Genomic DNA, 25,246 nt, shown 5'->3' with positions numbered 1-25,246 from the left:
AGTTTGTGCCTCTTTTTATTTTCATACCTTGCGTGCAATCCTAACCTATATATGAAAAAGATCATCATCCTGCTAAGCCTTATCTGTATCATCCAGCAAACCTTCGCGCAAACCGAAAGGCTTGCTAATAAAACCGCCGGCGATAGCTTCGTGCAATATTATAACGCGGATAATTACGAGGCCATATTTAATCTGTTTGCCGAGGGTACAAAAGCGGCGATCCCTTAGATAAAACCAAAGAATTTTTATCGGGGTTAAAATCACAGACGGGAAGGATCATTAAACGCGAGTTTTTAATGTACGAAAAAGGCACCTTTGCCGCTTATAAAACTACTTTCGAGCGGGCTATAATGACCTTGCGCCTCTCGGTAGATGCCGAAGGCAAAATAAACGGCATGCTTGCCGGGCCTTATACCGACAATAGCCTACCCAAAATGGCACGTAACATCACCAAATTAAGCCTCCCTTTTAAAGATGAATGGACGGTACTTTGGGGCGGCGACACCAAAGAACAGAATTATCATGTAGAATCCGAAGCCCAAAAGAACGCTTTTGATATCATGATTTTCGACGATAAAGGCAAAACGCACAGAACTGATGGCAAAACCAACGAAGATTACTATGCTTTCGGCAAGCAGTTTTTCGCACCCTGCGCAGGCGAAATTGTTTTGGTTGTTGATGGTATAAAAGATAATAAACCAGGTATAATGAACCCGATGTTCCTTACCGGTAATACCGTGATCATTAAAACGGCTAATAAGGAATACCTGCTCTTCGCGCATTTTAAGCAGCATTCTATTTTAGTTAAACAGGGGCAGCAGGTAAAGCAGGGCGATCCACTGGGCCAATGCGGTAATTCGGGTAACTCATCAGAAGCACACGGGCATTTCCATATTCAAAACACTGAGGAAATGGCCATCGCCACCGGTGTTAAATGTTATTTCGACAAGATCATGGTAAACGGACAACTAAAAACAGATTACTCGCCTGTGCAGAAAGATAAGATCAGGAATCTTTGATTTGATTTCGTTTAGGGCTTTTGATCGCTTTATCCATTGTTAGTATTGTCATCAACTATGTCTGAGACTTAACCTCGATATGCTGTGGATTGGTCTTATTTGGCTTTAAAAACATAAAGATAACCGCAATTGCCTGTAGTACCGTTTGTAGCAGTGAAATTCCACCTATAACAATCCCATGGCCTATAACGCGTTGGAAAAGCACCACCATCGATAACATTCCCAATATTGTCCATACCAGCATAAACCATTTAAACCATATTATACCTTTACGCACTAATATTGCAATACTTATATTTAGTGCAATGACGAAAATAAAGATGACTGATTTTCGGAGAGTTATTGCAGAAATATCTAATAGGAAATTAATCACACCTAATCCTAATGCTGCCAAAATTAAATTTGAAGCAATAGTATTATTTAGGCTTAGGTTTGGGCTATGGTAAGACATATAAATAAAGTTTATTAGGTATTATAGCGTAAATATAATGCAATTTCCGCCGTTGTTTGTGTCCCCGCAAACAAACCCCTGTTACCCATATCCATACAGTTTGTGAAGACACAAACTTCGGGGGAAAAATCCAATACTGATATCATACACATCTCCGCGTCCTCTGTGAAAAACCTCCGCGACCTCTGTGGTTAAATAATACCTCGCCCTTAATCCTAACCCATAATTTTTGTAATTTGCACCCATTAAGATATGACCGCGCCCGAGATTTTAAAAGACCTGCGAAACCGCAAATACAAACCCTTGTACCTGCTGCATGGCGACGAGCCTTATTTTATTGACCAGGTAAGCAATTACATCGAGCATGAACTGCTGCCACCGGCCGAGAAAGGTTTTAACCAAACCGTAATGTACGGCAAGGATACCGATATCATGACCGTGCTGAACGCCGCCAAACGCTACCCTATGATGGCCGATTACCAGGTGGTAATGGTTAAAGAGGCACAGGATATGAAATGGGGCCGCGATGACGACGACAAAAAATCCATCAACCCCTTATTGAACTACCTGGAGAACCCGCTGCCGGGTACCATACTGGTGTTTTGCTATAAATACGGCAAGTTTGACAAGCGCAAAAAAACCTATAAGGCTATCGAAAAAAATGGACTGGTGTTTGAGTCGGCCAGTTTGTATGATAGTAAAATACCGGCCTGGATTGAGGGCTACGTTGCGGATAAGCAGTATAAACTGAGCGGACAGGCATCAGCTATGCTGGCCGAGTATTTAGGTAACGACCTGTCTAAAATTGCCAACGAACTGGATAAGCTGATGCTGAATGTGGAGAAGGGCCAGGAGATTACCTTGAAAAGCATACAGGACAATATCGGCATCAGTAAGGAATATAATGTGTTTGAGCTGCAATCGGCCCTGGCCCGCAAGGATGCTTATAAAGTAAACCAGATCATCAATTACTTTGAGGCCAATCCAAAATCAAACCCTATTGTGCTGGTGCTGGGTAACCTCAATAATTATTTTACCAAGGTTTTAAGCTACCACTATCTCAAAGATAAATCGCAGCAAAACGCCGCGCGCGAATTGGGCATAAGTCCCTATTTTGTAAAGGATTATGAGCAAGCGGCCCGTAGTTTTGATTATGGCAAAACCATGCATATCATCAGCGCCCTGCGCGAGTACGACCTGAAAAGTAAAGGGGTTGAATCAACCGCGCCACATGGCGAACTAATGAAGGAACTGATGTTCAGGATCCTGCATTGATGCGATAGGTTTTTACCTGCATAAAAAACCCTCCGCGATTTGCATCGGGAGGGTTTTCTGTTGGATGATTATTTTTCTTTTTGTGAAAGATTATAAACCAAAGCCATAAGCTACACGCAAACCTACCAGGCCGTAGTTATTGCTTTGGCCCGAGAAGTTTTCGTAACGTAAACCTACGTCTAACGATTTACCGGCATATCCGATGCCCGGAGATAAAATTAATTTGGTATCACCACCTTTATTGGTTTCAAAACCGGCACCGGCTTCTGCTCCAAAATAAACTTTATCGGCAAAAAATGCCTTTAAGCCCAATTTTACAGGCACAATACCTACCGACGGATAATCTACACCACTAATAGGTGTTTCTTTACCAAACATGTGGTAATAGCCCGAAGTTAAAGTGTAAGCTAAACCTTTATCAGCTCCGTATTGTAACCGTGCGGTACCGCCTAACTCAATTTTTGATATATCATGTGCATTACCTGTAGGTACTCCTGCTTCCACACCTATACCAAAGCGCCATGGGTTTGCATCTGTAGTTTGCGCTTTCACATTTGTTCCGAAGAAAATGGCTGCTGCTGCTATGGCTGTTGCCATTAATTTAGTTGACTTTTTCATTTTGTTTTTTTGTTAGTGAACAATTTTTAGATTGTTTTCATCAGCACATTTGCAAATACTTTGCCAAAGCAATTAAAAAACACAGTTTATAATGCCAATTTAACATTTGGAGATGGTTATAGGCTATAACTTATTTTGCTACTACCTACTGTATATCAGTGTGCAAACACGCAAAAAAATGCAAGTTGTTTAACCTTTATCATCTAAAAGTCAGTTTTACAGGGCAGAATTATGGCATAAAATTCTATTCTGAAAGTGTTCAGTATCTATGGCAAAAACTGTACTGTATAACGGAAGATTTAGTCAAACCCTTTCCTTAGCGCAGCCACATCATAAAAAAGCCATCCGTTAACGGATGGCTTTCATATAAAAAACTGAAATGGGGTATTTTGCGATTAGTGCAATTCTTCGGGGTCGGGCTTATAATTTTTATGCAGCTCTTCCAGCTTCTTTTTACCATAGGCGATCTTTGTGATCAGATAAAACAGCACAGGCACAATAAAGATAGCCAAAGAGGTAGCACCAAGCATCCCGCCAAACACGGTAAAGCCAATAGTTTTACGGGCTTCGGCACCTGCACCAGAAGCAAACAACAGCGGCGCAACACCCAATATAAAGGCCAGCGAGGTCATGATGATGGGCCGCAGACGCAGTTTCACTGCTTCCAGCGTAGCATCTTCCAGTGGCATGCCTTTATCTACACGTTCCTTAGCAAACTCAACAATCAGGATAGCATTTTTGGCCGCTAAACCTATCAGGGTAATCAAACCTATCTGCGCGTAAATATTATCTACCAGTTTTGGCATTAGTGTAAGCGCTAAGATGGCACCGAAAGCGCCCAGGGGCACGGCCAACAGTACCGAGAAGGGCACTGACCAGCTTTCGTACAAAGCAGCCAGGAACAGGAACACAAAGCCGATAGACAGGGCAAAAATGTAAACCGTTTTGGATCCCGACAACTTCTCCTCGCGGCTTAAGCCCGAAAACTCATAACCAAAGCCTTGCGGTAACGTTTCTGCAGCCACTTCCTCCAGCGCCTTTAAAGCATCGCCGCTACTATAACCCTCCTTAGGGTTACCATCTATCTCGGCCGACCGGAACAGGTTATAATGCGATATCAGCGGCGCGTTCTCAATCATTTTGTATGATGTCAGCGTGCTGAGCGGCACCATACCACCAGCCTGGTTGCGCACAAAGTATTGCCCCAGGTTGTCCATATTAGTCCGGTAGTTGGTATCGGCCTGGGCCAGCACACGGAAGTTACGCCCGTAAATGGTAAAATCGTTAATATAAGCGCTGCCCATATAAGTTTGCAGGGCGTTGTTGATATCCGAGATCTGCACACCTAAACGCTTGGCTTTTTCACGGTCTATCGTCAATTGGTAAGCCGGGGTACGCGCGGTAAAGAAAGAGAAGGCTTTACCAATTTCGGGGCGTTTGTTAATCGCGGCAATAAAAGTTTGCAGCACCCGCTCAAAGTTTTTAATATCCCCGCCTGCTTGTTTTTCTTCCAAAATAAAGGCGAAGCCTGCCGTAGTACCCAAACCCGGGATAGCCGGCGGCGGTATCACCACCACATTGGCCTCTTTAAACTGGCCCAGCTTCTTCTGTAATATCGGCACCAGCTGCAGCGAGGTGATCTTACGGTCTTCCCACGGTTTCAGCTGAACAAATATGGTAGCGCTGTTTGATTTGGTAGCAAAGCTTACCACGTTTAACCCACCCAGGGCCGCGAAATGCTGGATCTCCGGCACCTTCCTCAGCGTATCCATCATCTGGTTCAGCACCGCAACCGTACGTTCGGTTGATGAAGCTTCGGGCAGATCGTAAGTGATATAGATACGGCCTTCATCTTCGGTTGGGATAAAGCCGGTTGGTTTTTTCTTAAACAGCAGGATAGTGCCCACAACGATGCACACCAATATAATGATCACAAACTTTGAGTTCTTAATACCACGATGCACTCCGTTACGGTATTTCCCCGTCACCCTATCAAACCAGGAATTGAAAGCGAAGAAGAATTTATCCAGGCCTTTAGACTTTTGATCTAATTTATGCGGTTTTAATAACAGCGTACATAAGGCTGGGGTTAATGATAACGCTACAAAAGCCGAGATCAATACCGAGATGGCTATGGTTATGGCAAACTGCTGGTACAATCGCCCAACAATGCCCGGGATAAAGCCAACCGGCACAAACACCGCCGCTAAAATAAGTGCGATGGCAATAACCGGCGCCGATATATCGCGCATGGCATGCAGGGTAGCATCCGCGGGCGACATACCTTTCTCATCCATATAATGCTGCACCGCTTCTACCACCACAATGGCATCATCCACCACAATACCTATAGCCAGCACAAAGCCAAACAGGGTAAGCGTATTAATAGTAAAATGCAGCGGTATAAAAAAGATGAAGGTACCGATAATAGATACCGGGATGGCCAGTACCGGTATCAGTGTGGTGCGCCAGCTTTGCAGGAATAAAAACACCACCACAATAACCAGCACCAGTGCAATTACCAGTGTTTCCACCACCTCGTGTACCGAAACTTTCACTACGGTAACGGCCTCAAACGGAACTACATAATCCACATCGGCAGGGAAGGCTTTCTTCAATTCCTTCATGGCATCATAAACAGCATCGGCAGTTTCAATAGCGTTGCTATTTGGCGCCTGGTACACCAGCAGGTACGATGCGCGGTTACCATCCACATACGAGTTACCCGCGTAATTAAATTTGCCCAATTCAATACGGGCAACATCTTTTAAATGCACCACCGCGCCATTACTGGGTTGCGTGCGGATAATCACATTGCCAAACTCCTCGGGCTTAGCCAAACGGCCTTTTACCAGTACCGAGTATTCAAACGTTTGCCCATGCTGTTGCGGGGTTGCGCCTACGGTACCGGCTGCCACCTGGGCGTTTTGCTCATTTAAAGCAGCCGTTACATCGCCCGGGGTCATCCCCAGGGCAGCCAGTTTATCGGGCTTCAGCCAAATCCTCATACTAAAATCGTCGGCACGGGAAACCACATCACCTACCCCTTTTACACGCAGCAAGGCATCTTTAATAAATACGTTGGCGTAGTTATCAATAAAAGTAACGTTGTGCGATTTATTAGGCGAATAAATGGCCACCAGCATCAATATGCTCGGGTTTCTTTTCCGCACGGTTAAACCTAAACGCTGTACCTCCTGCGGCAGGGTTGGTGTGGCAATACCCACACGGTTTTGCACATCAAGCGCGGCTATATTAATATCGGTACCCACCTCAAAATTGGCGGTCATGCTTAACGCGCCGTTGTTGGTGCTGTTACTTTGCAGGTAGGTCATACCCGGCGTGCCGTTCACCTGGGTTTCAATGGGCGTAGCTACGGTTTGCTCCACCGTTAAGGCATCGGCACCCGTATAGTTACCGGTTATGGTTACCGTAGGCGGAGTAATTTCGGGGTATTGCCCAATGGGCAAACTGCTTATGGCTAAAATCCCCACTATAACAATCACTATCGAAATAACGATGGCGGTAACGGGTCTTTTTATAAAGGTTTCTGCTATCATTTAAATATTTTTTAGAGAATTACCGCTGATTATTTCCCTTGTGGTTTGCCTGTAGCCGGTGCCTGTTTTGGCGGGCCTAAGGTTACCTTACCGCTATCGCGCAAGCGCTGGAAACCTTCGGTAATTACTTTATCGCCCTGTTTTATGCCGTCCATTATTACCACATTATCACTCAGGCGAGGGCCAACCTTTACTTTCTTTTGCAGGGCAATGGTATCCCTTTCCATTTTGGTACTGTCGGCTTTGCTCCTCATGGTGGTATCTTTGGTTACAAATACAAAAAACTCGCCCATCTGCTCGGTAATGGCTTTATACGGAATGATCAGCCTGTTACCCGATTGGTTATTGAGCACCTTTAGCTGCGCGCTCATACCATCTTTTAATAGGCCGTTGGTATTATCAAACTGTACACGCACTTTGATGCTCCCAGTTTGGTTGTTAACCCCTCTGTCGATAGCCAAAATGTGGCCTGGCTTATGATATATGGAATCATTTGATAGTTTCAGGATGAAAGTGCTATCGGTGTTATGCTTTTGCAGATCGTAAAAACGGTTGATATCCTGCTCGTTAATCACTACATCAACGGCCATCGGGTTTTCGGCAGATATGGTATTCAGCAAGGTAGTACCCGGGGTAACCTGGGTGCCCAGTTTTACCTGCGATATACCGATGCGCCCCGAGAATGGCGCTTTAATAACAGAGTAAGACAGATCGGTAGCGGCCGATGACAGGGCGGCTTTAGCTACGGCCACCTGGCTTTTAGCCGTTTCGTACGCGGCGGCGGCGTTATCCACCGTTTGGCGGGCTACAGCATCGGCCTTTAGCAGCATATTATACCGGTCGATATCTTTTTGGGCTTTTATTAAATTGGCCTGCGCGCTGGATACATTGGCTGCAGCCTGATCATAAGCGGCCTTGTATTTACGGCGGTCAATCTCATACAGCGCCTGCCCTTTTTGCACCATATCGCCATCCTTAATATATATATTAGTAATAAACCCGGATACCTGGCTACGCAGTTCCACACTGTTAACCGCTACTACGGTGCCCTGGTACTGGTCGTAATAAAGCGCGTCGCCCTGTTTGGCTTCGATAACGTTTACCACTGTTGCCGGTGGCGGAGCAGCGGCTTTATCTTTGCCCGAGCCGCCAGCGCATGATGCTAAAGCTAATGCGGCTAACGGTACAATGAAGTATATATTCGTCTTTTTCATATGGTCGTTTTCAATTATTGTTTGGTGATAGTGCCGATGGTGCCCAGCGCTTTTTGCAGATCGATCTTACTGCTTAATACCTGGAACAGCGCGTTAAAATAATTCAGTTCGGCCGTGCGCAGATCTGACTGGGCTACAATTACATCCAGATAAGTTTTGATGCCTTCGCGGTATTGCAGGCTCACTACCTTATATACATCATTAGCCAGGTCAACGTTCTGTTTCAACAACACCCAATTGTTATAATTACTTTTATAATTGGCCAGGGCCTGCACATATTGGGTGTTTATCAGGTCTTTAGTATTCACAAGGTCCAGATCAGCACGTTCAACCTGTAACCTGGCCTTAGCTAAATTTTGCAAACGCCTGCCACCCGTAAAAATGGGTATCGTTAAAGATAAGCCCACATAAGCATTGGGGAACGATTGGTTGTACAAACTACCCAGGCTATTGCTAAAATAATTTAAGTTATAAGCACCATTTGCCGATAGCGACGGCAAGAAACCATACTTATAGTAATCAATATTTAAGCCTGTAAGGTTTTTGCGGGTTTGCAGCAGGCGGTATTCTATCCTATTATTATAGTCTAAAGTTTGGTTGGTATCAATCACCGCCTCGCGCTCAAACCGGGTCGAATCGTAGGCCAAACTCATGGGGCGTTCGGCCGGCATCCCCATCAGCTGCCTTAAATAAGCCGACTTGCTTTTAATAGCTTCCTCGGTTTGTTTACGACTGGCCAGGGCGTTGTTTAAGGCTATGGTGGCCTGTTTATAGTCGGTTTTATCAACTACACCGGCCTGGTAACGGGCAGTGGCATCCTTAAGGCTGCGTTGCAGGCGGGTAATATCTTCTTTGATGATATCCAGCTGGCGCTGCGATAAAAGCACATCGTAAAAGGCCTTGCTTACGTCGGATACGACGGCGATCTGGCTGCTATAGGTATTCTCCTTATAATACTCGCGCGAGTATTTGGAGGCTTTTGATGCCAGCTGCACATCGTTATTATAAATTACCTGCGTAGCTTGTATGCCTATAACAGATACGTTGCTTATTGCTGAATTGGCAACTCCGTTGGCGGCCTGCGGGCTACCCTTAAAATAATGGCTGGCGCTGTTGGCCGAGTTTACCTGCGGCAGCCAGGCGGCAAGGCTAATGCCTATATCGCGCTCATTGATAGCTTCATCAATACCGGCCTGCCTTACCGCGGGTTGGTTTTGTAAAGCATATTTTATACATTGGTCTAAACTTAATACAGCAGGCAGCGAGTCTTGCTTTGTTTGGGCCAATAAACTAAAAGGGAAGATCAGAAATAATATCGCGTAGCAGAAACTGTTTTTCATATGGTAAAATGGGGTGCACAATTAACAATAGTTACAGGCAAAAGTTTACCAATCAGGGGAGGCAGTGCGCTAAGATTGCATTAATATTTATAGCTTTTGCAATTTAATAAATCTGTTACAATTTTTTGACATTTTAACTACCCGGAGGGGGTGCTAAAAAAATTAAAAAAAGAAAATACAAAAGGATGGCAGTATTTTAATAAAAATTTTAATTAATTTGCATGTTGGGAAATAGTACTGCCGACGTAAAGGCAATGTTAAAAAATTTATAAACGTGATATAAGAAATTAGCTTTTTCATGGTATTTTTACAAAAAATTTAAGCAGAGTTAATACATGGGTAAAAAACTACATGATAAGATTGCTCAGTTCAAAGATGCGGCAGCAATAAGAGAAATGGGATTATATCCCTATTTCAGGCCCATTGAGTCTGGTCAGGATACAGAGGTTATCATAGACGGTAAGCGTGTTCTGATGTTTGGCTCTAACTCCTATTTAGGACTAACCAACCATCCTAAAATTAAAGAGGCATCAAAAAGAGCAATTGACAAGTATGGTACAGGATGTGCAGGGTCGAGGTTTTTAAATGGTACACTTGATATCCATATTGAGCTGGAAAACAGGTTAGCGGCATATGTTGGTAAAGAAGCAGCGGTATTATTCAGTACCGGTTTCCAGGTAAACCTGGGCGTGCTTTCATGCATTACCGGCCGTAATGATTATTTGATATTAGACGAATACGATCACGCTTCACTGATTGATGGCAGCCGCCTTTCTTTTTCGAGAGTAATTAAATACGCTCATAATGATATGGCCGATTTGCAGCGCAAGCTGAGCATTTTGCCGGAAGACGCTGTTAAAGTGATCGCTGTTGATGGGATCTTCAGTATGGAAGGCGATATTGTTAAGCTGCCTGAAATTGTTCAGCTGGCCGATCAGTATGGCGCTAACATTATGGTTGACGACGCGCATAGTTTGGGTGTTATCGGTCATAACGGTTCGGGAACGGCATCGCATTTTGGTTTAACCGACGAGGTTGACCTGATTATGGGTACCTTCAGTAAATCGTTAGCCTCATTAGGCGGCTTTATTGCTGCCGATGCTGTTACTATTGATTATTTAAAACACCGTGCACGTGCTTTAATGTTTAGCGCAAGCATGCCGCCGGCATCTGTTGCCAGCGTAATTGCCGCATTGGATATTATCGAATCGGAACCGGAACGCATTGATAAATTATGGGCCAATACCAACTACGCCATGAGGCTGTTGCTGGAAGAAGGCTTTGATTTAGGCCCAACCGAAAGCCCGATATTACCGATATACGTTCGGGATAACGAAAAAACTTTCCTGGTTACCAAACACCTGCAGGAATCGGGCATATTTGTTAACCCTGTGGTATCGCCGGCTGTCCCTTCAGACTCGTCGCTGCTGCGTTTCTCACTGATGGCCACCCACACCTTCGAGCAAATTGACGAAGCTATTGAAAAGATAGCCAAAGCATTTAAAGATGTTGGTGTTACCGCTGTTAAAGAAAAAATATAATAACCATAACGCGCAAGGACAGTCTTTTTAAACAGAAAGGCTACCTTGCGCGTAATTGTTTAAACCCATACCGGGTCATACACCTAACTTCGAAAACCGCTTGTGAAAAAAGTTATATCTGTAAGCTCCAAAAAGCTATTAGCTGCATTTATCGATTTTCCGCATGATCTGTACAAGGACGATCCTTACTACGTTCCCGAGCTTTTTATAGCGCAAAGGGACCTGTTGACCAAGCATCCTTTCCACAAGCATAATTCACTGCAATGCTTTTTAGCTTATGATGGCGATAAAGTAGTTGGCCGTATTGCCGCTATCCTGAATAACGCCCATAATACCTACAATAAGGCTAACGACGGTTTCTTTGGATTTTTTGATTGCATTAACGATACCGAAGTATCAACCATGCTGTTTGATATCGCTACCGCCTGGCTTAAAGGGAAAGGTGTAAGCGGCAAAATAATGGGGCCTGTTAACTTCTCTACCAACGAGCCCTGTGGCCTGCTGATTGAAGGGTTTGACAGTTCGCCATTCCTGATGCAAACCTATAACTATCCTTATTACGCGCAGCTGATAGAAAACTTCGGGTTTAAAAAGGATGTTGACCTGATTGCCTGGCATTGGGATGGGAATAATTACGACGATAAATCGGTACGCTTATTAAATGCCCTGACGGAGCGCCTGAAACGCAATAATATTGTTATCCGCAAGGTAAACCTGAAAAACTTCAAGGAAGAAACGGCTAAACTGCGCGAAGTATACAACTCGGCCTGGGACCAAAATACAGGCTTTGTACCTTTAACCGACGAAGAGTTTAATTACCTGGCCGCCGATTTGAAACTGATACTTGATCCCGACTTTGCCCTGGTTGCCGAGCAGGATGGCAAAATAGTGGCCTTTGGTTTAGCGCTGTTAAACTATAACGAGATCTTTAAAACCATTAAACGCGGCCGCTTATTCCCTACCGGGATTTTTAAGCTGCTGCTGAACAAAAAGAAGATCCAAAGCCTGCGTATTTATGCACTTGGTGTGGTTGATGGTTACCGTAAAATGGGCATTGAAGCGGTTTTATATGGCACCATTATTAAAAACTACACCGAAAAAGGTCTTAAACACGCCGAAGCCGGATGGACGCTGGAGAATAACACCATGATAAACGAGGCTATTATAGCCATTAAGGGCGATCCTTATAAAAAATACAGGTTATACCAAAAACAAATATGAGGGAACGGGTTTTAATAACCGGAGCGAGCGGCTTTGTGGGATATCATTTAATTGAAGAAGCGTTAAAAAACAACCTGGAAGTATTTGCGGCGATACGGAAAAGCAGCGATATAGCACACCTTAAAAAGTTCGACATTAAATACACTTACCCCGATTTTAATGATGTCGCGTCCCTGCAAAAGGATTTTGCAACCAACCAATACAATTATGTGATACATGCAGCCGGTTTAACCCGCGCGGCAAATCAACAGGCTTATAACGCGGTTAACGTAAATTATACCGTTAACCTTGCAAAAGCGGCGGCGGCATCACCGGCATTTAAAAAGTTTGTATTTATCAGTAGTTTGGCAGCGTTGGGCCCGTTGCATACTTTAACCGGCATTATTAACGACAAAAGTATCCCTCACCCTGTTACATCGTACGGAAAAAGTAAATTGATAGCCGAAGAGTATTTGCAAACTATTACCAATCTTAATTGTACTATACTGCGCCCAACAGCTGTTTACGGTCCGCGTGATAAAGATATTTATATAGCGCTTAAGCAATTTGCCAAAGGGGTTGAACCTTACATAGGCAAGGCCGCGCAAAAGCTAAGCTTTATTTATGTTAAAGATTTAGCTAAGGCAAGCATAAAGGCCCTGTATAGCGGTAAAAACCAGGCCTATAACTTAAGCGATGGTAACTTTTACGATAGATACGAACTGGCCGATATAACAAAGGATATATTGCGCAGTAAAACCATCAAGTTTCATCTACCGGTCAACTTTGTAAAAATAATTGCATCGGTATCCGAAATTGTTGGTTATTTGCGCGGTCGGACACCGGTGTTGAACAGGGAAAAATTACACGAACTGAATGCCACAAACTGGTACTGTAGCATTGAAGAAGCAAAACACGATATGGGTTTTTACCCGCAATACGATTTGAAAGCCGGGCTGAACGAAACCATCAGCTGGTATAAGGCTAACAAATGGCTTTAACCGCAACATCATACATACACAATACATACTGAAAAATAAACTTGACAATGAAACACAACATCCAGCCTGCCGAAGGGAAACTTGGTATATTAATACCGGGCCTTGGCGCAGTTGCAACCACCATTATCGCCGGTGTTGAGGCCGTAAAAAAAGGCATTTCAAAACCAATTGGCTCGCACACCCAAATGGGCACCATCCGTTTAGGAAAAAGAACGGAAAATCGTAACCCTAAAATTAAAGACTTTGTACCACTGACTAACTTAAACGATATTGTTTTTGGCGGATGGGATGTTTTTTCGGATAACGTTTACGAAGCTGCCGTTAACGCGGAAGTGTTAGAACCAGGCCTGCTGTTCTCGGTAAAAGCCGAACTGGAATCGGTTGTGCCGATGAAAGCTGCTTTTGATAAAAATTATGCTAAAAACCTAACCGGTACCCACGTTAAGGAAGGTACACGTTTGGAGCTGGCTAACCAGTTGATGGAAGACATCAAAAACTTTAAAGAGCAAAACGGCCTGAACAGGGTTGTGGTACTTTGGTGCGGATCGACCGAGATCTACTTTGAAGGATCGGACGTACACAGCACGCTGGCTAAGTTTGAAGCAGGTTTGGCAGCTGATGACCACCTGATATCGCCAAGTATGCTTTATGCTTACGCCGCCCTTAAATTAGGTGTACCATTTGTTAACGGCGCGCCAAATTTAACGGTTGATACCCCGGCACTGATCGAGTTAGCTAAACTAACAAAAACCCCTATCGCAGGTAAGGATTTTAAAACCGGCCAAACCTTAATGAAAACCATTTTGGCACCGGGCTTAGCGGCACGTTCATTAGGCGTACGCGGCTGGTTCTCTACCAATATACTGGGTAACCGCGATGGCCTGGTATTGGACGATCCGGATAACTTTAAAACCAAGGAAGTATCAAAATTAGGTGTACTGGAAGATATCCTGAAACCGGAAGAAAACCCTGATCTGTACGGCGATATCTATCACAAAATCCGTATCAACTACTATCCGCCGCATGGCGATAACAAAGAGAGCTGGGATAACATCGACATTTTTGGCTGGTTAGGCTACAAAATGCAGATCAAGATCAACTTCCTTTGCCGCGATTCTATCCTGGCTGCCCCGGTAGCTTTGGATCTGGCCTTGTTTATCGACTTAGCCAAACGCGCCAACATGGTGGGTATACAGGAGTGGTTATCGTTCTACCTTAAATCGCCGCAAACCGCGCCGGGCTTACAGGCAGAGAATGATATATTTAAACAGTTGCAAAAACTGGAAAACACCTTACGTTATTTAATGGGCGAAGACCTGATCACACATTTAGGCCTGGACTATTATGATGGCGTATTTGCTGATTCCTAAATAGCTTTTGTGGTGATTTAACCACAAAGCACACAAAGGATAAACACAGAGGGCACAGAGATTTTTTTTTCTGTGCCTTTTTTATTACTACTTGTCATTGCGAGCGATAGCGTGGCAATCCCATAGGACAAGTAACACATACCTGCCTATGGGATTGCCACGTCGCCCCACCACACGGCCCCGACAGGCTCCTCGCAATGACAAGTAGTGATAATATACCCCATTTGCAGTATTGTCATCTCTGTAACATACACCTAACTTGCCGCAACATTTGACTTTTTGACCACAATAGTCTGTTGGGATTTTTTTTACCTTTGAAACGTTTTTACAAGCTTACTTAATACTGCTTGCAAACGGCAAACTTTACACTGTTTTACCCCGTATGTAGGTTGTTTACAAAGGATAAATAATCCCGGCATTTGTAATTATTTATTTATACAGTAATCTAAACACCGCGGGTGTCATGATTACACGTTAACATATCCAGGCTTCTTGTTAAAAAAGGTTAAAATAATGTTAATGATAAGCATAGTTGCAATTATTTATGGTAAAGGAAGTTTGTATTGCGTAATTGTATTTTAACAGATGAATCTTAAGCATATCATTAAAAAAATCCCCTTCTTTATATTCCTGTTTTGTTCTGTATCTGTATTTGCGCAAAGCACTATTGTTAGCGGTACCGTAACCGATGCAAATACCAGGCAGCCTATGCCCTATGTAACGGTTGCTTTTAATGCGTCCAATATCGGTATTAACACAAACGATCAGGGTAAATATACAATCCGTACCACCCAAAAATTTACGCAGATAAAGGCAACATTTGTAGGTTATAAACCTGCGTTATTAACCATTATACCCGGTAAGGAACAAGTGGTGAACATCCGGCTATTCCCCGAAGCGCAGGCTTTGAAAGAAGTTACGGTAGTATCAGGCAAAAAGGAGAAATATCGTAATAAGGATAATCCGGCTGTTGAACTGATCAGGCATGTGATTGAAAACAAGCCCAAAAACCGCCCCGAAGCTTATGATTATGTAGAGTACAAAGCTTACGATAAACTGCAATTATCATTCATTAACGTATCTACCACCTTAGCCGAAAAGAAGTTTTTCAGGAAGTACAAGTTTATACTGGATAACCGCGATACTACCCTGATTCCGGGTAAATCGTTATTGCCCATGTACCTTACCGAAAAACTGACCCAAAACTACTACCGCAAAAATCCCGAAAAGCATCGGACAGTTGTACTTGGGCAAAAGAGCGTTAATTTTGGCAGCTTTATTGATAATGAAGGACTTGGCCAATATATTAAGCATATTTATGCCGATGTAGATATTTATCAGAATAATATTTTCCTCATCACCAACCAGTTTCTGAGCCCGATATCTGATGTTTCGCCTACGTTTTATAAATTCTTTATAACGGATACAGTTGTTGTAAATAATCAAAAACTGGTTGAGCTGAGCTTTACCCCGCGCAATACTACCGACATGCTTTTTGAGGGTAAAATATATATTACCCTTGATGGTAATTACGCCGTTCAGAAAGCCCAACTAATCATTAATAAAAACATCAACCTTAACTTTATTAAATCGTTAAAGGTTGACCTTGACTTTGAACAAAACCCGGATGGCCGTTATCATTTAAGCAAAAGCGATATACTGGCCGATTTTGGTTTGAACAAGAAAAAGAATGGCGGCATATTTGGCGACAGGACCATCACCTATAAAAACTACCTGGTTAACCAGCAACGCCCGGATACCACCTACACGGCTGAAGAGCCTGCCGAAATACCGGATGAGGTAAAACACCGCAGCGATGATTTTTGGGCTAAAAACCGCCTGGATACGCTAACCACAGCCGAGTCTAAAGTTTATAAGAATATAGATAGCCTGGAAAAAATGCCATCATTCAGGCGTACAATGGATATTGCTACGCTGATTTTGGCAGGGTACAAATCATTCGGGAAATTTGAGGTTGGCCCTTCAAACGCTTTTTACAGCTTTAACCCGGTAGAAGGCTTACGGTTACGTTTAGGCGGCCGTACCACACCCGAATTAAGTAAACGTTATTATTTTGAAACTTACGGGGCTTATGGTTTTAAAGATAAAGAATGGAAATACTTTGGAAGCGCCACCTATTCGCTAAACGAGAAATCCATTTATAAATTCCCGCAAAACTATATCCGCGCAAGCATACAGCATGATACAAAAATACCGGGACAGGCGCTACAGTTTGTGCAGGAAGACAACTTCCTGTTATCGTTTAAACGTGGTGTTAATGATAAGTTTTTGTATAACGATAATTATAAAATAAACTATGTGCACGAGTATTACAGCCATTTCTCGTACGCTTTAGGGTTTAATAACTGGACACAGCAGCCGGCGGGTTCGCTCTATTTTATCAGCAATGCCAATAGTGCAACGCCAAATGTGGTTAATCATTTAACTACATCAGAGGTATCGCTGCAATTGCGTTATGCCCCGCACGAGCAGTTTTACCAGGGTAAAATATACCGCATCCCTATCCCGGGTAAGTATCCTATTTTAACTTTTAACTACATACAGGGCATAAAAGATGTGTTCAACAGCTCGTATAATTACCAGCGTGTCGACCTGCGTTTAGATAAACATTTTTACCAGTCGTTCCTGGGTTATTCTGATGTATCGCTTGAGGGAAACCGCGTATTTGGGCAGGTGCCTTACGCCCTGCTTAACATACATCAGGCCAACCAAACTTATGCCTACGATATAGAATCGTACAACCTGATGAATTTCCTGGAGTTTGTTTCGGATAAATTTGTGGCCTTAAAGATTGATCAGCACTGGCAAGGCTTTTTCTTTAACAAAATACCTTTGTTAAAAAGGCTTAAACTGCGCGAAACCACAACGTTTAAATTATTATACGGTAGTGTGGGTGCTCAAAACAATCCGGGTATACATCCCGAACTGTACCAATACCCGGTTGAGAAGAACGGCACTCCAATTACTTATAGTTTAGGTAATACGCCTTATATGGAAGGCAGCGTGGGTGTAGAAAATATTTTTAAGTTTATCAGGGTTGATGCTGTGAAAAGGTTTAGCTATCTGGATCATCCCGGAATTGCAACATGGGGAATACGCACACGTGTTAAATTTGATTTTTAACATTTATCTTTAAAGCAAAATTTATCATCACCATGGAAACTCAGGCTACAACATCGTTCCGCACCAATCTACAGCTGGGCATTTACAAAGTGATAGATCCTTTTGTAAAGCTTTTAATTAAGCTTGGGTTAACGCCTAACGCCGTTACATCTATTGGGTTTGTATTAAATATTGGTGTGGCGGTAATTTTTGTGGTGGGTGGCGAAGAAGGTAACCGCGGCGATTTGAGCTATGTAGGCTGGGCAGGCGGATTAATACTATTTGCCGGTCTGTTTGATATGCTCGACGGACAGGTAGCACGCCTGGGTAATATGAAATCAACCTTTGGCGCACTGTACGATTCGGTGCTCGACCGTTATAGCGAACTCATTATGTTTTTGGGCATCTGCTATTACCTGGTGGCCCATCACTATTTCCTCAGCTCTATTTGCGCTTTTATTGCCATGATAGGGTCTATGATGGTCAGCTATGTGCGCGCCCGTGCCGAAGGTTTGGGCATTGAATGTAAAGGCGGCCTGATGCAACGCCCCGAACGGGTGGTAACCATTGGGCTTTGCGCAATATTTTGCGGTATAGCATCTATGTATATCGGGGGCAATTACAAGCTTTTTTTACCGGGCATCAAATATCACGTTTTTGAAACCATTACCATATTTACTTTCCCTATTGTGATACTGGCCTTTTTAACAAATATTACCGCTTTTAACAGGTTGTTAGATGCTAAACGGTCGCTCCTGCAAAAAGATAAAACAAACAATACCAATTAATGCGCTTACTATTTTCATTACTGCTATCATCATTATTTTTCCAGGGTTTTACTCATAAAAAATCAAACTTTTATACCGAAACTGATACTGTTAAAAGAAACCTAAAAAAAGATATCCGGTTCCCCGAGCCGGTAAACGTGAATAAACTCTTTTACATCCAGCGCGATCCTAACACCAATACGCTGATCTACGAATTAAATACAGATGAAAGCGGCGAACTGGACACCAACAACCCATTGCATGTATATTGGATCCGTTATGCCGATAAGGGCCAAAGGGAAGAACTGAGCTATATCCAACGCAAATTTGCCTATGGCGTTACCACCAAAGCCACAAAAAACAACGAATTTGACGTTAGATTTGTAGCATATAAAAAAATGCCCTTAAATTTGCAGAAGAGCGATGATGGGAAATATCATATCTTCGCAACAATTGCTAAAAAGCAAGCCATACTAAATCGTATATTTGTTAAAGTTGATGGCGGATCGTTTTGGATCCCTAACATTGTTTATGTTGAACTGAAGGGTACCGATCCGGCAACGGGGAAAGAGATTACAGAACGTTTTAAACCCTGATTTAGAGCTATGAAGAAAAATTATGTTTCGAACTCTACAGAGAGTGTAAGAATGTTTAAGAACGACTTTTTAGAAAGTCTGTCTAAGGTGCATTTTACCGTGCCTTTGTATGTGTACATCCCTGTAATACTATATTGCAGCTATACCGCTTTGTTTACAACAGGCTTAGGTGTAGTTAATTATATTGAAATGTTTTTGGCCGGGTTATTTATCTGGACATTGATCGAATACGTATTGCACCGCTTTGTTTTTCACTTTGTACCCAAATCAAAATGGGGCCTGCGCCTGCACTTTATCTTCCATGGCGTACATCACGATTATCCCAGTGATGCTAAAAGGCTGGTAATGCCCCTGTCGGCAAGTATCCCGCTGGCTACCGGTTTCTTTTTCCTGTTTAAGGCTTTACTGCCGGTTAACTATGTATTTGGCTTCTATTCGGGCTTTATATTAGGCTACCTGGTTTATGATATCGGCCACTATGCCATCCACCACTTTAACTTTAAAGGCGGCGTTTGGAAAAGGATCAAACAGCACCACATGCTGCACCACTATGGCGATCCGGGCCGCGGTTACGGTGTAAGCTCGCCACTGTGGGATAAGATCTTCCGTTCCGATTTCGCTAAAAAATAAATGAACCAGGCTACGGTCCCCGGCGTTACGGTCAACGTCAGATCCATTACTATTTTAAGCTTACTTTCGGTAGGCTACCTTATTCTATCGTACTTTTTAGTCGGCTTTAAAAGCGATGAAGTAGTATTGGTGGCTATTGTGAACGCGTTGTTTTACATAGCGCCCATTACCCGCAAATTCATTTTAGGCTTTTCCATCTTTGTGGTCTACTGGGTCATTTTTGATTACATGAAGGCTTTCCCTAATTATAATTATAACCCGGTACACATTAAGGAGTTATATGATTTAGAGAAAAGCCTGTTCGGCATTAACGTTAACGGAAAAACAATTACAGCTAACGAATTTTGGCTGATTAAGCATACCACTGCGGTTGATCTGGTAACCGGCCTGTTTTATTTGTGCTGGATCCCTGTCCCTCTCGGCTTTGCCACTTACCTGTTTTTTACCCGCAAAAAGGAATTTCTGTATTTCGCCTTAACTTTTTTTACCGTAAATATTCTGGGCTTTATTGTTTATTACCTGTACCCTGCCGCACCACCATGGTATGTGCAATTACATGGTTTTGAATTTATAGCTAATACCAAAGCCCATGTAGGCGGCCTGGCCCGGTTTGATAGCCTTGCACATGCCGATGTTTTTAAAGGCATTTATACCAAAGGATCAAACGTGTTTGCGGCCATGCCGTCGCTGCATTCATCCTACCCGGTTATTGTCCTTTATTTCGGGCTAAGAAACAGGCTCAGATGGGTTAATATCTTTTTTGCTACGGTAATGTTGGGTATTTGGTTCACCGCTGTATACGCAAGCCATCACTATATAGTGGACGTATTGTCAGGCATAGTGTGTGCTATAACAGGCATTTTATTATTTAATTTTATAGCCAAACTTAAACCTGTACAATTATTTTTAAACAAATACGCAAATATTATCTCCTAACTACTGAGATACGGTATTGATTATCAATATTTTTAAATGTTAATTAAATAGTGGTGCTCCCCTAAATCCAGCCCTGTAGCCATTTAAATTAAACGGCATCTTTTTTGCATGTGTAGGGCAACTGCTACTTACATGAAAAAAATACTTTTACTTTTCATATTCTTTGCAACCGGTTTGTTAAACACATTTGCGCAATCAGCATCTGTTGCCGACAGCCTTGCGCAGGCAGATGCATCAGCTTTTACCAATACTTTAAAAACCAACGCTTATCTTTTTCAGCAGTATATTTCACTGTATAAAACCGACGAAGCAAAACCGGCTGTTAACAAAAAGATTGAGGCCAAAACCACTAAACGTAAACAACGTAATGCATTAGCATTTACCAAAATGTTAAAAGCTAATGCCACTGATTTTATAAAGCACATCTCCTTTTATCCTTTTGAACAGGGTACTTCAACTCAAAGTATTGCTGCCAATACCGATACCACTAAGCAACCCATTGTTTTAGCATCCAACGATAATTTAAACATTGGTTTATATATGCGCATGGCTGCTAAAAATATCGACACCACTAAAAAGCCGTTCACATCTGTTACCGATGAAGCTTTGCAGGCCAGTTTAAGCAAACATATAGCGACTAACTTTAATGAACTTGCCGCTACCGATACTTTAAAGGAACTGCGCCCTAAAGCACCCGTCAAATTAAACGAACTTAAACAACAGGTTGCATTAGTTACTAACGATACCCTTAAAGCTGCTTATTACCAAAAACTGGCCGATTACTATTTACTAAAGTATGATTCGGTTACGGTTAAAAAAACAAAGCAGGAGTACCAGAATATCGCTATAGAGTACACCATGAAAGCCCTGCACTCCTATTCCAGATATAACGACGTTAAGGGGCTGCGCACCAGTTTTGATAACCTGGTGAGGGTTTATAAAGATCAACGGAAATTTAGCCAGGCTAAATGGTTTATCCTGCAATCTAATACCATATCGCGCCAGTTAAATGATGCGCCTAATATCATTACCAGCTTAATTACGTTAGCCGGCATCAAAATGTCTATTAAGGATTATAGCCTGGCTAAACGCGATTTAGACGAGGCATTAGATTTGAGTACCCAAAACAAATTCCCTAAGCAGGAATCAATTGTGCAGGTAAGCCTGTCTACCCTTTATACACACCTTAAAGATCCTAAAAAAGCAGCAATCGCTTTAAAACGTCACGATTTTATAGAAGATTCGATTGTTAAAGCCGATGAAGCCCAACGTATTGCCGCCATTAAAAATCAGGATAGCACTCAACAAGCCAAAAAAAAACTCTATACCTTAGTTGGCAAAAAAAGCTTAAAAACAAGCTCTCCCAGGAAAGTAGTATCGTTATAATATTAATCAGCATTATTGCGTTAATAGTCGTTGCCTTGTTAATTTACTATCGTAAAAAGAAACTTAATTAAATTAAGATGACTATAGCGTGATTAAACCCGAACGGTAAAAGGCAGTCAATACTAACGATATGAGAAAAATGATTTTTGGAGGGGTATTACTTCTCATTACTGCTTTAACAATATCTACAGCCTACACCCAACAGCCACCGGCCACTGCCGACAGGTTTAAACAGGAATTTTTAAGTTATATTAATAACACCCGGACTAAAGGATGCAATTGCGGTACCAAATGGTATCCGGCTGCTGCCCCTCTAACCTGGAACAATTATTTACAAAAAGCTGCCTATGGCCATGCTAAGGATATGAATAACCGCCATTATTTTAGCCATACCAGTAAGGATGGCCGCAGCATGCAGGACAGGATTGTGTTTGCCGGTTATATTTTTAAAGGCTACCGTACTTTTACCGTAGGCGAAAATATTGCCATGGGCCAGCAAAGTATCAGGCAGGTAATGGACGAATGGTTTAAAAGCGAAGGCCACTGCGAAAATCTGATGAACCCTAAGTTTAAAGAGATCGGTATTTCGCAATACAATGATTACTGGGTGCAGGATTTTGGCGGCAGGGAGGCTTTTTCGCCCGAATTGCAAAAACAGATAGAAAGCGGAGAGGTAAAACTAAGGCCGCCTGTATATAGTAAAGATCACTAACGGCAATCTTTAACAGGTTCAAACACGCATGCCTGAACCTGCTATTATCATACTATTTATTCTTCAATTCCGCGGCTGCGGCAGTATCCAAAAACCATTGCACATCGCCATCCTTACGGATCAGCTGCGCCGGGTATTCTTCAATGTTCAGCTCATCTTCCAGCACATGATGCACAGCTATAGCCTTACCTTCGCCATAAACTAAAAAGGCGATATGCTTAGCCTGGTTGATCAGGCGCGCCGTCATACTGATACGAAACACTTGCTGATCGTGCAGGTAAACTTCCCTTACCGATGCGGTACGGTCCTGCAATATCGGTGTATGCGGAAACAGCGATGCGGTATGCGAATTGTCGCCCAGGCCCAGCAACACCAGATCAAACACCATTTCTTCGCCTTTAAAATAATTGGAGATGGTAACGCTGTACTCCTTCGATGCGCCTTCAGGGCCGGATGAGGTATTTACCGCATAGATATTTGCCGCAGGGATCTCCAACGGATCAAACAGTGCCGTTTTAACCATCAGGTAATTACTATCCTTATGATCCTGTGGTACATTGCGCTCGTCGCCGAAGAACAGGTCTACCTTAGTCCAGTCAAGCTGATCTTTATATTCGGCTGATGCCAGTAATTCGTACAATTTTTTCGGTGATGATCCACCCGATAACGACACCGAAAACCGGCCATGATCGGCAATGGCTTCGTTACCTTTTGCCACAAAAAAGTCGGCCAGGTTTTTAAGCACCTCAGCTTCGGTATTGGCGATATTTAATTTTACAGACATTGTTTTTGATCTTTACAGATATGTCATTGCGAGGTACGAAGCAATCGCGAACTAAGCATTTCTGCTCTTTGGGTATTCGATTGCTTCGTTCCCCCTATGATAATTTAATATTGGGTGTCATGGTGAGCCTGTCGAACCATGGTGGGCAGGCCTCTGCACGCACCCTTCGACAAGCTCAGGGTGACACCCCTTTTGATTTATTCAATTTATTTCTTCCCGTTCAATGGCAGGGTAAACCAATGGAAACCATCACGGGCAATTAATGCCTCGGCGTTTTCCGGCCCCCATGAATCTGCTGAATAATTAGGGAAGCTCAGGCTCTTTTTGTTTTGCCACGCGTTTAATATCGGCATTACCAGTTCCCAGGCGCTTTCTACCTGGTCGCCACGCATAAACAGGGTTTGGTCGCCCAGCATGGTATCCAATAGCAAGGTTTCATAAGCCTCGGGGGCCTGGTTGGTGTAGGTGCCTTTGTAGTCAAATACCATATCCACGGCGTTCAGTATCATATCCAATCCCGGACGTTTAGCCTGTACCTGCAGGCGTATGCTCATTTCGGGTTGTATGCTGATGATCAGCCTGTTTTGCTGCCAGCTTTCTGATGACTCGGCCGGGAATACCCTGTGCGGCACATCCTTAAACTGTATAGAGATAACCGATGCCGATTGGTGCATACGTTTACCTGTACGCAGGTAAAACGGTACATCTTTCCAACGCCAGTTGTCTACAAAAAACTTAATAGCGGCAAAAGTTTCCGTGTTCGATTCGGGGTTTACTTTTGCTTCATCGCGGTAGCCCGGTACTTCTTTTCCCTGCATCCAGCCACGGCTATATTGCCCGCGTACGGCCGAATTACGCACATCCTCCGGACCAAACTTGCGCATAGCACGCAGTACTTCTACTTTACGGTCGCGCACTTCGGCGGCATCAAAACTAATAGGCGTTTCCATGGCCACCAGGCAAAGTAATTGCAGCAGGTGGTTTTGCATCATATCTCGCAGCGCGCCCGATCCGTCGTAGTAATCGCCACGGTCTTCCACGCCCAATTGCTCGGTAACTGAAATCTGTACGTGTTCAATAAAATTACGGTTCCACAGCGGCTCGAAAAGCGAGTTGGCAAAGCGGAAGGCCATGATATTTTGCACCGTTTCCTTACCCAGGTAGTGATCTATCCGGTAAATCTGGCACTCATCAAATATAGTAGCCAGCAAAGCGTTTAGTTCTTTAGCCGATTCCAAATCGTGCCCAAATGGTTTTTCAATAACGATGCGGGTACGTTTTGTATCAGCTGTTAATTTAGCTTTAGACAGGTTAGATGCGATAATAGGGAAAAAGTTAGGTGATACCGCCAGGTAATAAATTACGTTAGCCTTGGTTTTCCACGCCGCGTTAAATTTCTCTATCTTAATACCAAACTCTTTATAAGTTTCGGCATCCTTAACATCAGATACCTGATAAAATACGTGTTCCGAAAACTCGTCCCATTTTTTCTTTTCGGCCTTACCGCTGCGTGAAAAGCTATTGATGCCTTCCAGCAAGGTTTCGCGGTACGATTCATCGGTATACTTGGTGCGCCCGGTGCCAATAATGGCAAAGTTAGCCGGCAGCCAGCCATCTAAAAAAAGATTATACAGCGCTGGGGCCAGTTTGCGCATGTTTAAATCGCCCGTACCGCCAAAAATTACAAAAACGGTTGGGTCTGTATGTATGGTAGGATTCATGG

Annotated in this window: 21 protein-coding genes; 14 read left to right on the top strand and 7 right to left on the bottom strand. The window is 43.2% G+C overall.

Annotation, left to right across the window (positions count from 1 at the left end; genetic code table 11):
- Positions 1 to 51: 51 nt before the first annotated feature.
- Together AC07M6_RS23055 and AC07M6_RS23050 are read left to right on the top strand one after the other, a co-directional pair.
- Positions 52 to 228: a hypothetical protein gene (locus tag AC07M6_RS23055; protein WP_494893584.1), complete on the top strand. Its 177-nt coding sequence runs from the start codon at positions 52 to 54 to the stop codon at positions 226 to 228.
- 68 nt (positions 229 to 296) lie between these two features.
- Positions 297 to 1,019 carry a M23 family metallopeptidase gene (locus AC07M6_RS23050; protein WP_494893583.1) on the top strand — a complete coding sequence of 241 codons (723 nt, stop codon included), beginning with the start codon at positions 297 to 299 and terminating at the stop codon, positions 1,017 to 1,019.
- 55 nt (positions 1,020 to 1,074) lie between these two features.
- Here AC07M6_RS23050 and AC07M6_RS23045 read toward each other — a convergent pair whose 3' ends face one another.
- Positions 1,075 to 1,470, bottom strand: coding sequence for a hypothetical protein (locus tag AC07M6_RS23045; RefSeq protein WP_494893582.1), 396 nt, complete (start codon positions 1,468 to 1,470; stop codon positions 1,075 to 1,077).
- Positions 1,471 to 1,722: 252 nt separating this feature from the next.
- Here AC07M6_RS23045 and holA point away from each other — a divergent pair, with 252 nt between their 5' ends.
- Positions 1,723 to 2,745 (top strand): DNA polymerase III subunit delta, encoded by a 1,023-nt coding sequence (holA, locus tag AC07M6_RS23040; RefSeq protein ID WP_494893581.1) that lies wholly within the window; start codon positions 1,723 to 1,725, stop codon positions 2,743 to 2,745.
- A 90-nt stretch (positions 2,746 to 2,835) separates the two neighbouring features.
- Here the strand turns inward: holA and AC07M6_RS23035 are convergent, their stop codons facing one another.
- The 4 genes from AC07M6_RS23035 to AC07M6_RS23020 all read right to left on the bottom strand — a co-directional run bounded on the left by AC07M6_RS23035 (position 2,836) and on the right by AC07M6_RS23020 (position 9,477).
- Positions 2,836 to 3,363, bottom strand: a complete 528-nt coding sequence (locus AC07M6_RS23035; protein WP_494893579.1) for a hypothetical protein — start codon at positions 3,361 to 3,363, stop codon at positions 2,836 to 2,838.
- Between the two features lie 395 nt (positions 3,364 to 3,758).
- Entirely contained in the window at positions 3,759 to 6,923 is a 3,165-nt protein-coding gene (locus tag AC07M6_RS23030; protein WP_494893578.1) for an efflux RND transporter permease subunit, read from the bottom strand.
- A 29-nt stretch (positions 6,924 to 6,952) separates the two neighbouring features.
- The gene (locus tag AC07M6_RS23025; RefSeq protein WP_494893577.1) at positions 6,953 to 8,137 is read right to left on the bottom strand and encodes an efflux RND transporter periplasmic adaptor subunit; all 1,185 of its coding nucleotides are present in this window, start codon (positions 8,135 to 8,137) and stop codon (positions 6,953 to 6,955) included.
- Between the two features lie 14 nt (positions 8,138 to 8,151).
- Positions 8,152 to 9,477 carry a TolC family protein gene (locus AC07M6_RS23020; RefSeq protein ID WP_494893576.1) on the bottom strand — a complete coding sequence of 442 codons (1,326 nt, stop codon included), beginning with the start codon at positions 9,475 to 9,477 and terminating at the stop codon, positions 8,152 to 8,154.
- Between the two features lie 335 nt (positions 9,478 to 9,812).
- Between AC07M6_RS23020 and spt the strand changes: the two genes are divergently transcribed.
- The 11 genes from spt (at position 9,813) to AC07M6_RS22965 (ending at position 22,739) form a co-directional block, all read left to right on the top strand.
- Complete coding sequence (spt, locus tag AC07M6_RS23015; RefSeq protein ID WP_494893574.1) at positions 9,813 to 11,018, top strand: serine palmitoyltransferase; 1,206 nt, start codon at positions 9,813 to 9,815, stop codon at positions 11,016 to 11,018.
- Between the two features lie 102 nt (positions 11,019 to 11,120).
- On the top strand, positions 11,121 to 12,239 hold the full coding sequence (locus tag AC07M6_RS23010) for a hypothetical protein (RefSeq protein ID WP_494893572.1): 1,119 nt from the start codon (positions 11,121 to 11,123) through the stop codon (positions 12,237 to 12,239).
- Positions 12,236 to 13,219 carry an NAD-dependent epimerase/dehydratase family protein gene (locus AC07M6_RS23005; RefSeq protein WP_494893570.1) on the top strand — a complete coding sequence of 328 codons (984 nt, stop codon included), beginning with the start codon at positions 12,236 to 12,238 and terminating at the stop codon, positions 13,217 to 13,219. Before AC07M6_RS23010 ends, AC07M6_RS23005 begins: the two co-directional genes overlap by 4 nt.
- A 47-nt stretch (positions 13,220 to 13,266) precedes the next feature.
- Positions 13,267 to 14,589 (top strand): inositol-3-phosphate synthase, encoded by a 1,323-nt coding sequence (locus AC07M6_RS23000; protein ID WP_494893568.1) that lies wholly within the window; start codon positions 13,267 to 13,269, stop codon positions 14,587 to 14,589.
- A gap of 585 nt (positions 14,590 to 15,174) precedes the next feature.
- Positions 15,175 to 17,733, top strand: coding sequence for a DUF5686 and carboxypeptidase-like regulatory domain-containing protein (locus AC07M6_RS22995; protein WP_494893566.1), 2,559 nt, complete (start codon positions 15,175 to 15,177; stop codon positions 17,731 to 17,733).
- Between the two features lie 32 nt (positions 17,734 to 17,765).
- Positions 17,766 to 18,500, top strand: coding sequence for a CDP-alcohol phosphatidyltransferase family protein (locus AC07M6_RS22990; protein WP_494893564.1), 735 nt, complete (start codon positions 17,766 to 17,768; stop codon positions 18,498 to 18,500).
- On the top strand, positions 18,500 to 19,075 hold the full coding sequence (locus AC07M6_RS22985) for a DUF4833 domain-containing protein (RefSeq protein ID WP_494893562.1): 576 nt from the start codon (positions 18,500 to 18,502) through the stop codon (positions 19,073 to 19,075). The genes AC07M6_RS22990 and AC07M6_RS22985 overlap by 1 nt, the downstream gene beginning before the upstream one ends.
- Before the next feature lie 9 nt (positions 19,076 to 19,084).
- Positions 19,085 to 19,705 (top strand): sterol desaturase family protein, encoded by a 621-nt coding sequence (locus AC07M6_RS22980; protein ID WP_494893560.1) that lies wholly within the window; start codon positions 19,085 to 19,087, stop codon positions 19,703 to 19,705.
- Positions 19,706 to 20,641: a phosphatase PAP2 family protein gene (locus AC07M6_RS22975; protein ID WP_494893558.1), complete on the top strand. Its 936-nt coding sequence runs from the start codon at positions 19,706 to 19,708 to the stop codon at positions 20,639 to 20,641.
- Positions 20,642 to 20,773: 132 nt separating this feature from the next.
- Positions 20,774 to 22,027, top strand: coding sequence for a hypothetical protein (locus tag AC07M6_RS22970; RefSeq protein ID WP_494893556.1), 1,254 nt, complete (start codon positions 20,774 to 20,776; stop codon positions 22,025 to 22,027).
- Between the two features lie 130 nt (positions 22,028 to 22,157).
- Positions 22,158 to 22,739 carry a CAP domain-containing protein gene (locus tag AC07M6_RS22965; RefSeq protein WP_494893554.1) on the top strand — a complete coding sequence of 194 codons (582 nt, stop codon included), beginning with the start codon at positions 22,158 to 22,160 and terminating at the stop codon, positions 22,737 to 22,739.
- Positions 22,740 to 22,791: 52 nt separating this feature from the next.
- Here AC07M6_RS22965 and pgl read toward each other — a convergent pair whose 3' ends face one another.
- Both pgl and zwf read right to left on the bottom strand, forming a co-directional pair.
- On the bottom strand, positions 22,792 to 23,523 hold the full coding sequence (pgl, locus tag AC07M6_RS22960; RefSeq protein WP_494893552.1) for a 6-phosphogluconolactonase: 732 nt from the start codon (positions 23,521 to 23,523) through the stop codon (positions 22,792 to 22,794).
- Between the two features lie 206 nt (positions 23,524 to 23,729).
- A complete protein-coding gene (gene zwf, locus AC07M6_RS22955) occupies positions 23,730 to 25,244 on the bottom strand; it encodes a glucose-6-phosphate dehydrogenase (RefSeq protein WP_494893550.1) in 1,515 nt (504 codons plus the stop codon).
- Positions 25,245 to 25,246 lie beyond the last annotated feature (2 nt).

It is taken from the genome of Mucilaginibacter sp. GW821-FHT07H05, assembly GCF_059418485.1.
Note: the sequence above shows the minus strand (reverse complement) of the source record. Positions and strands in the feature narration are given on the sequence as shown.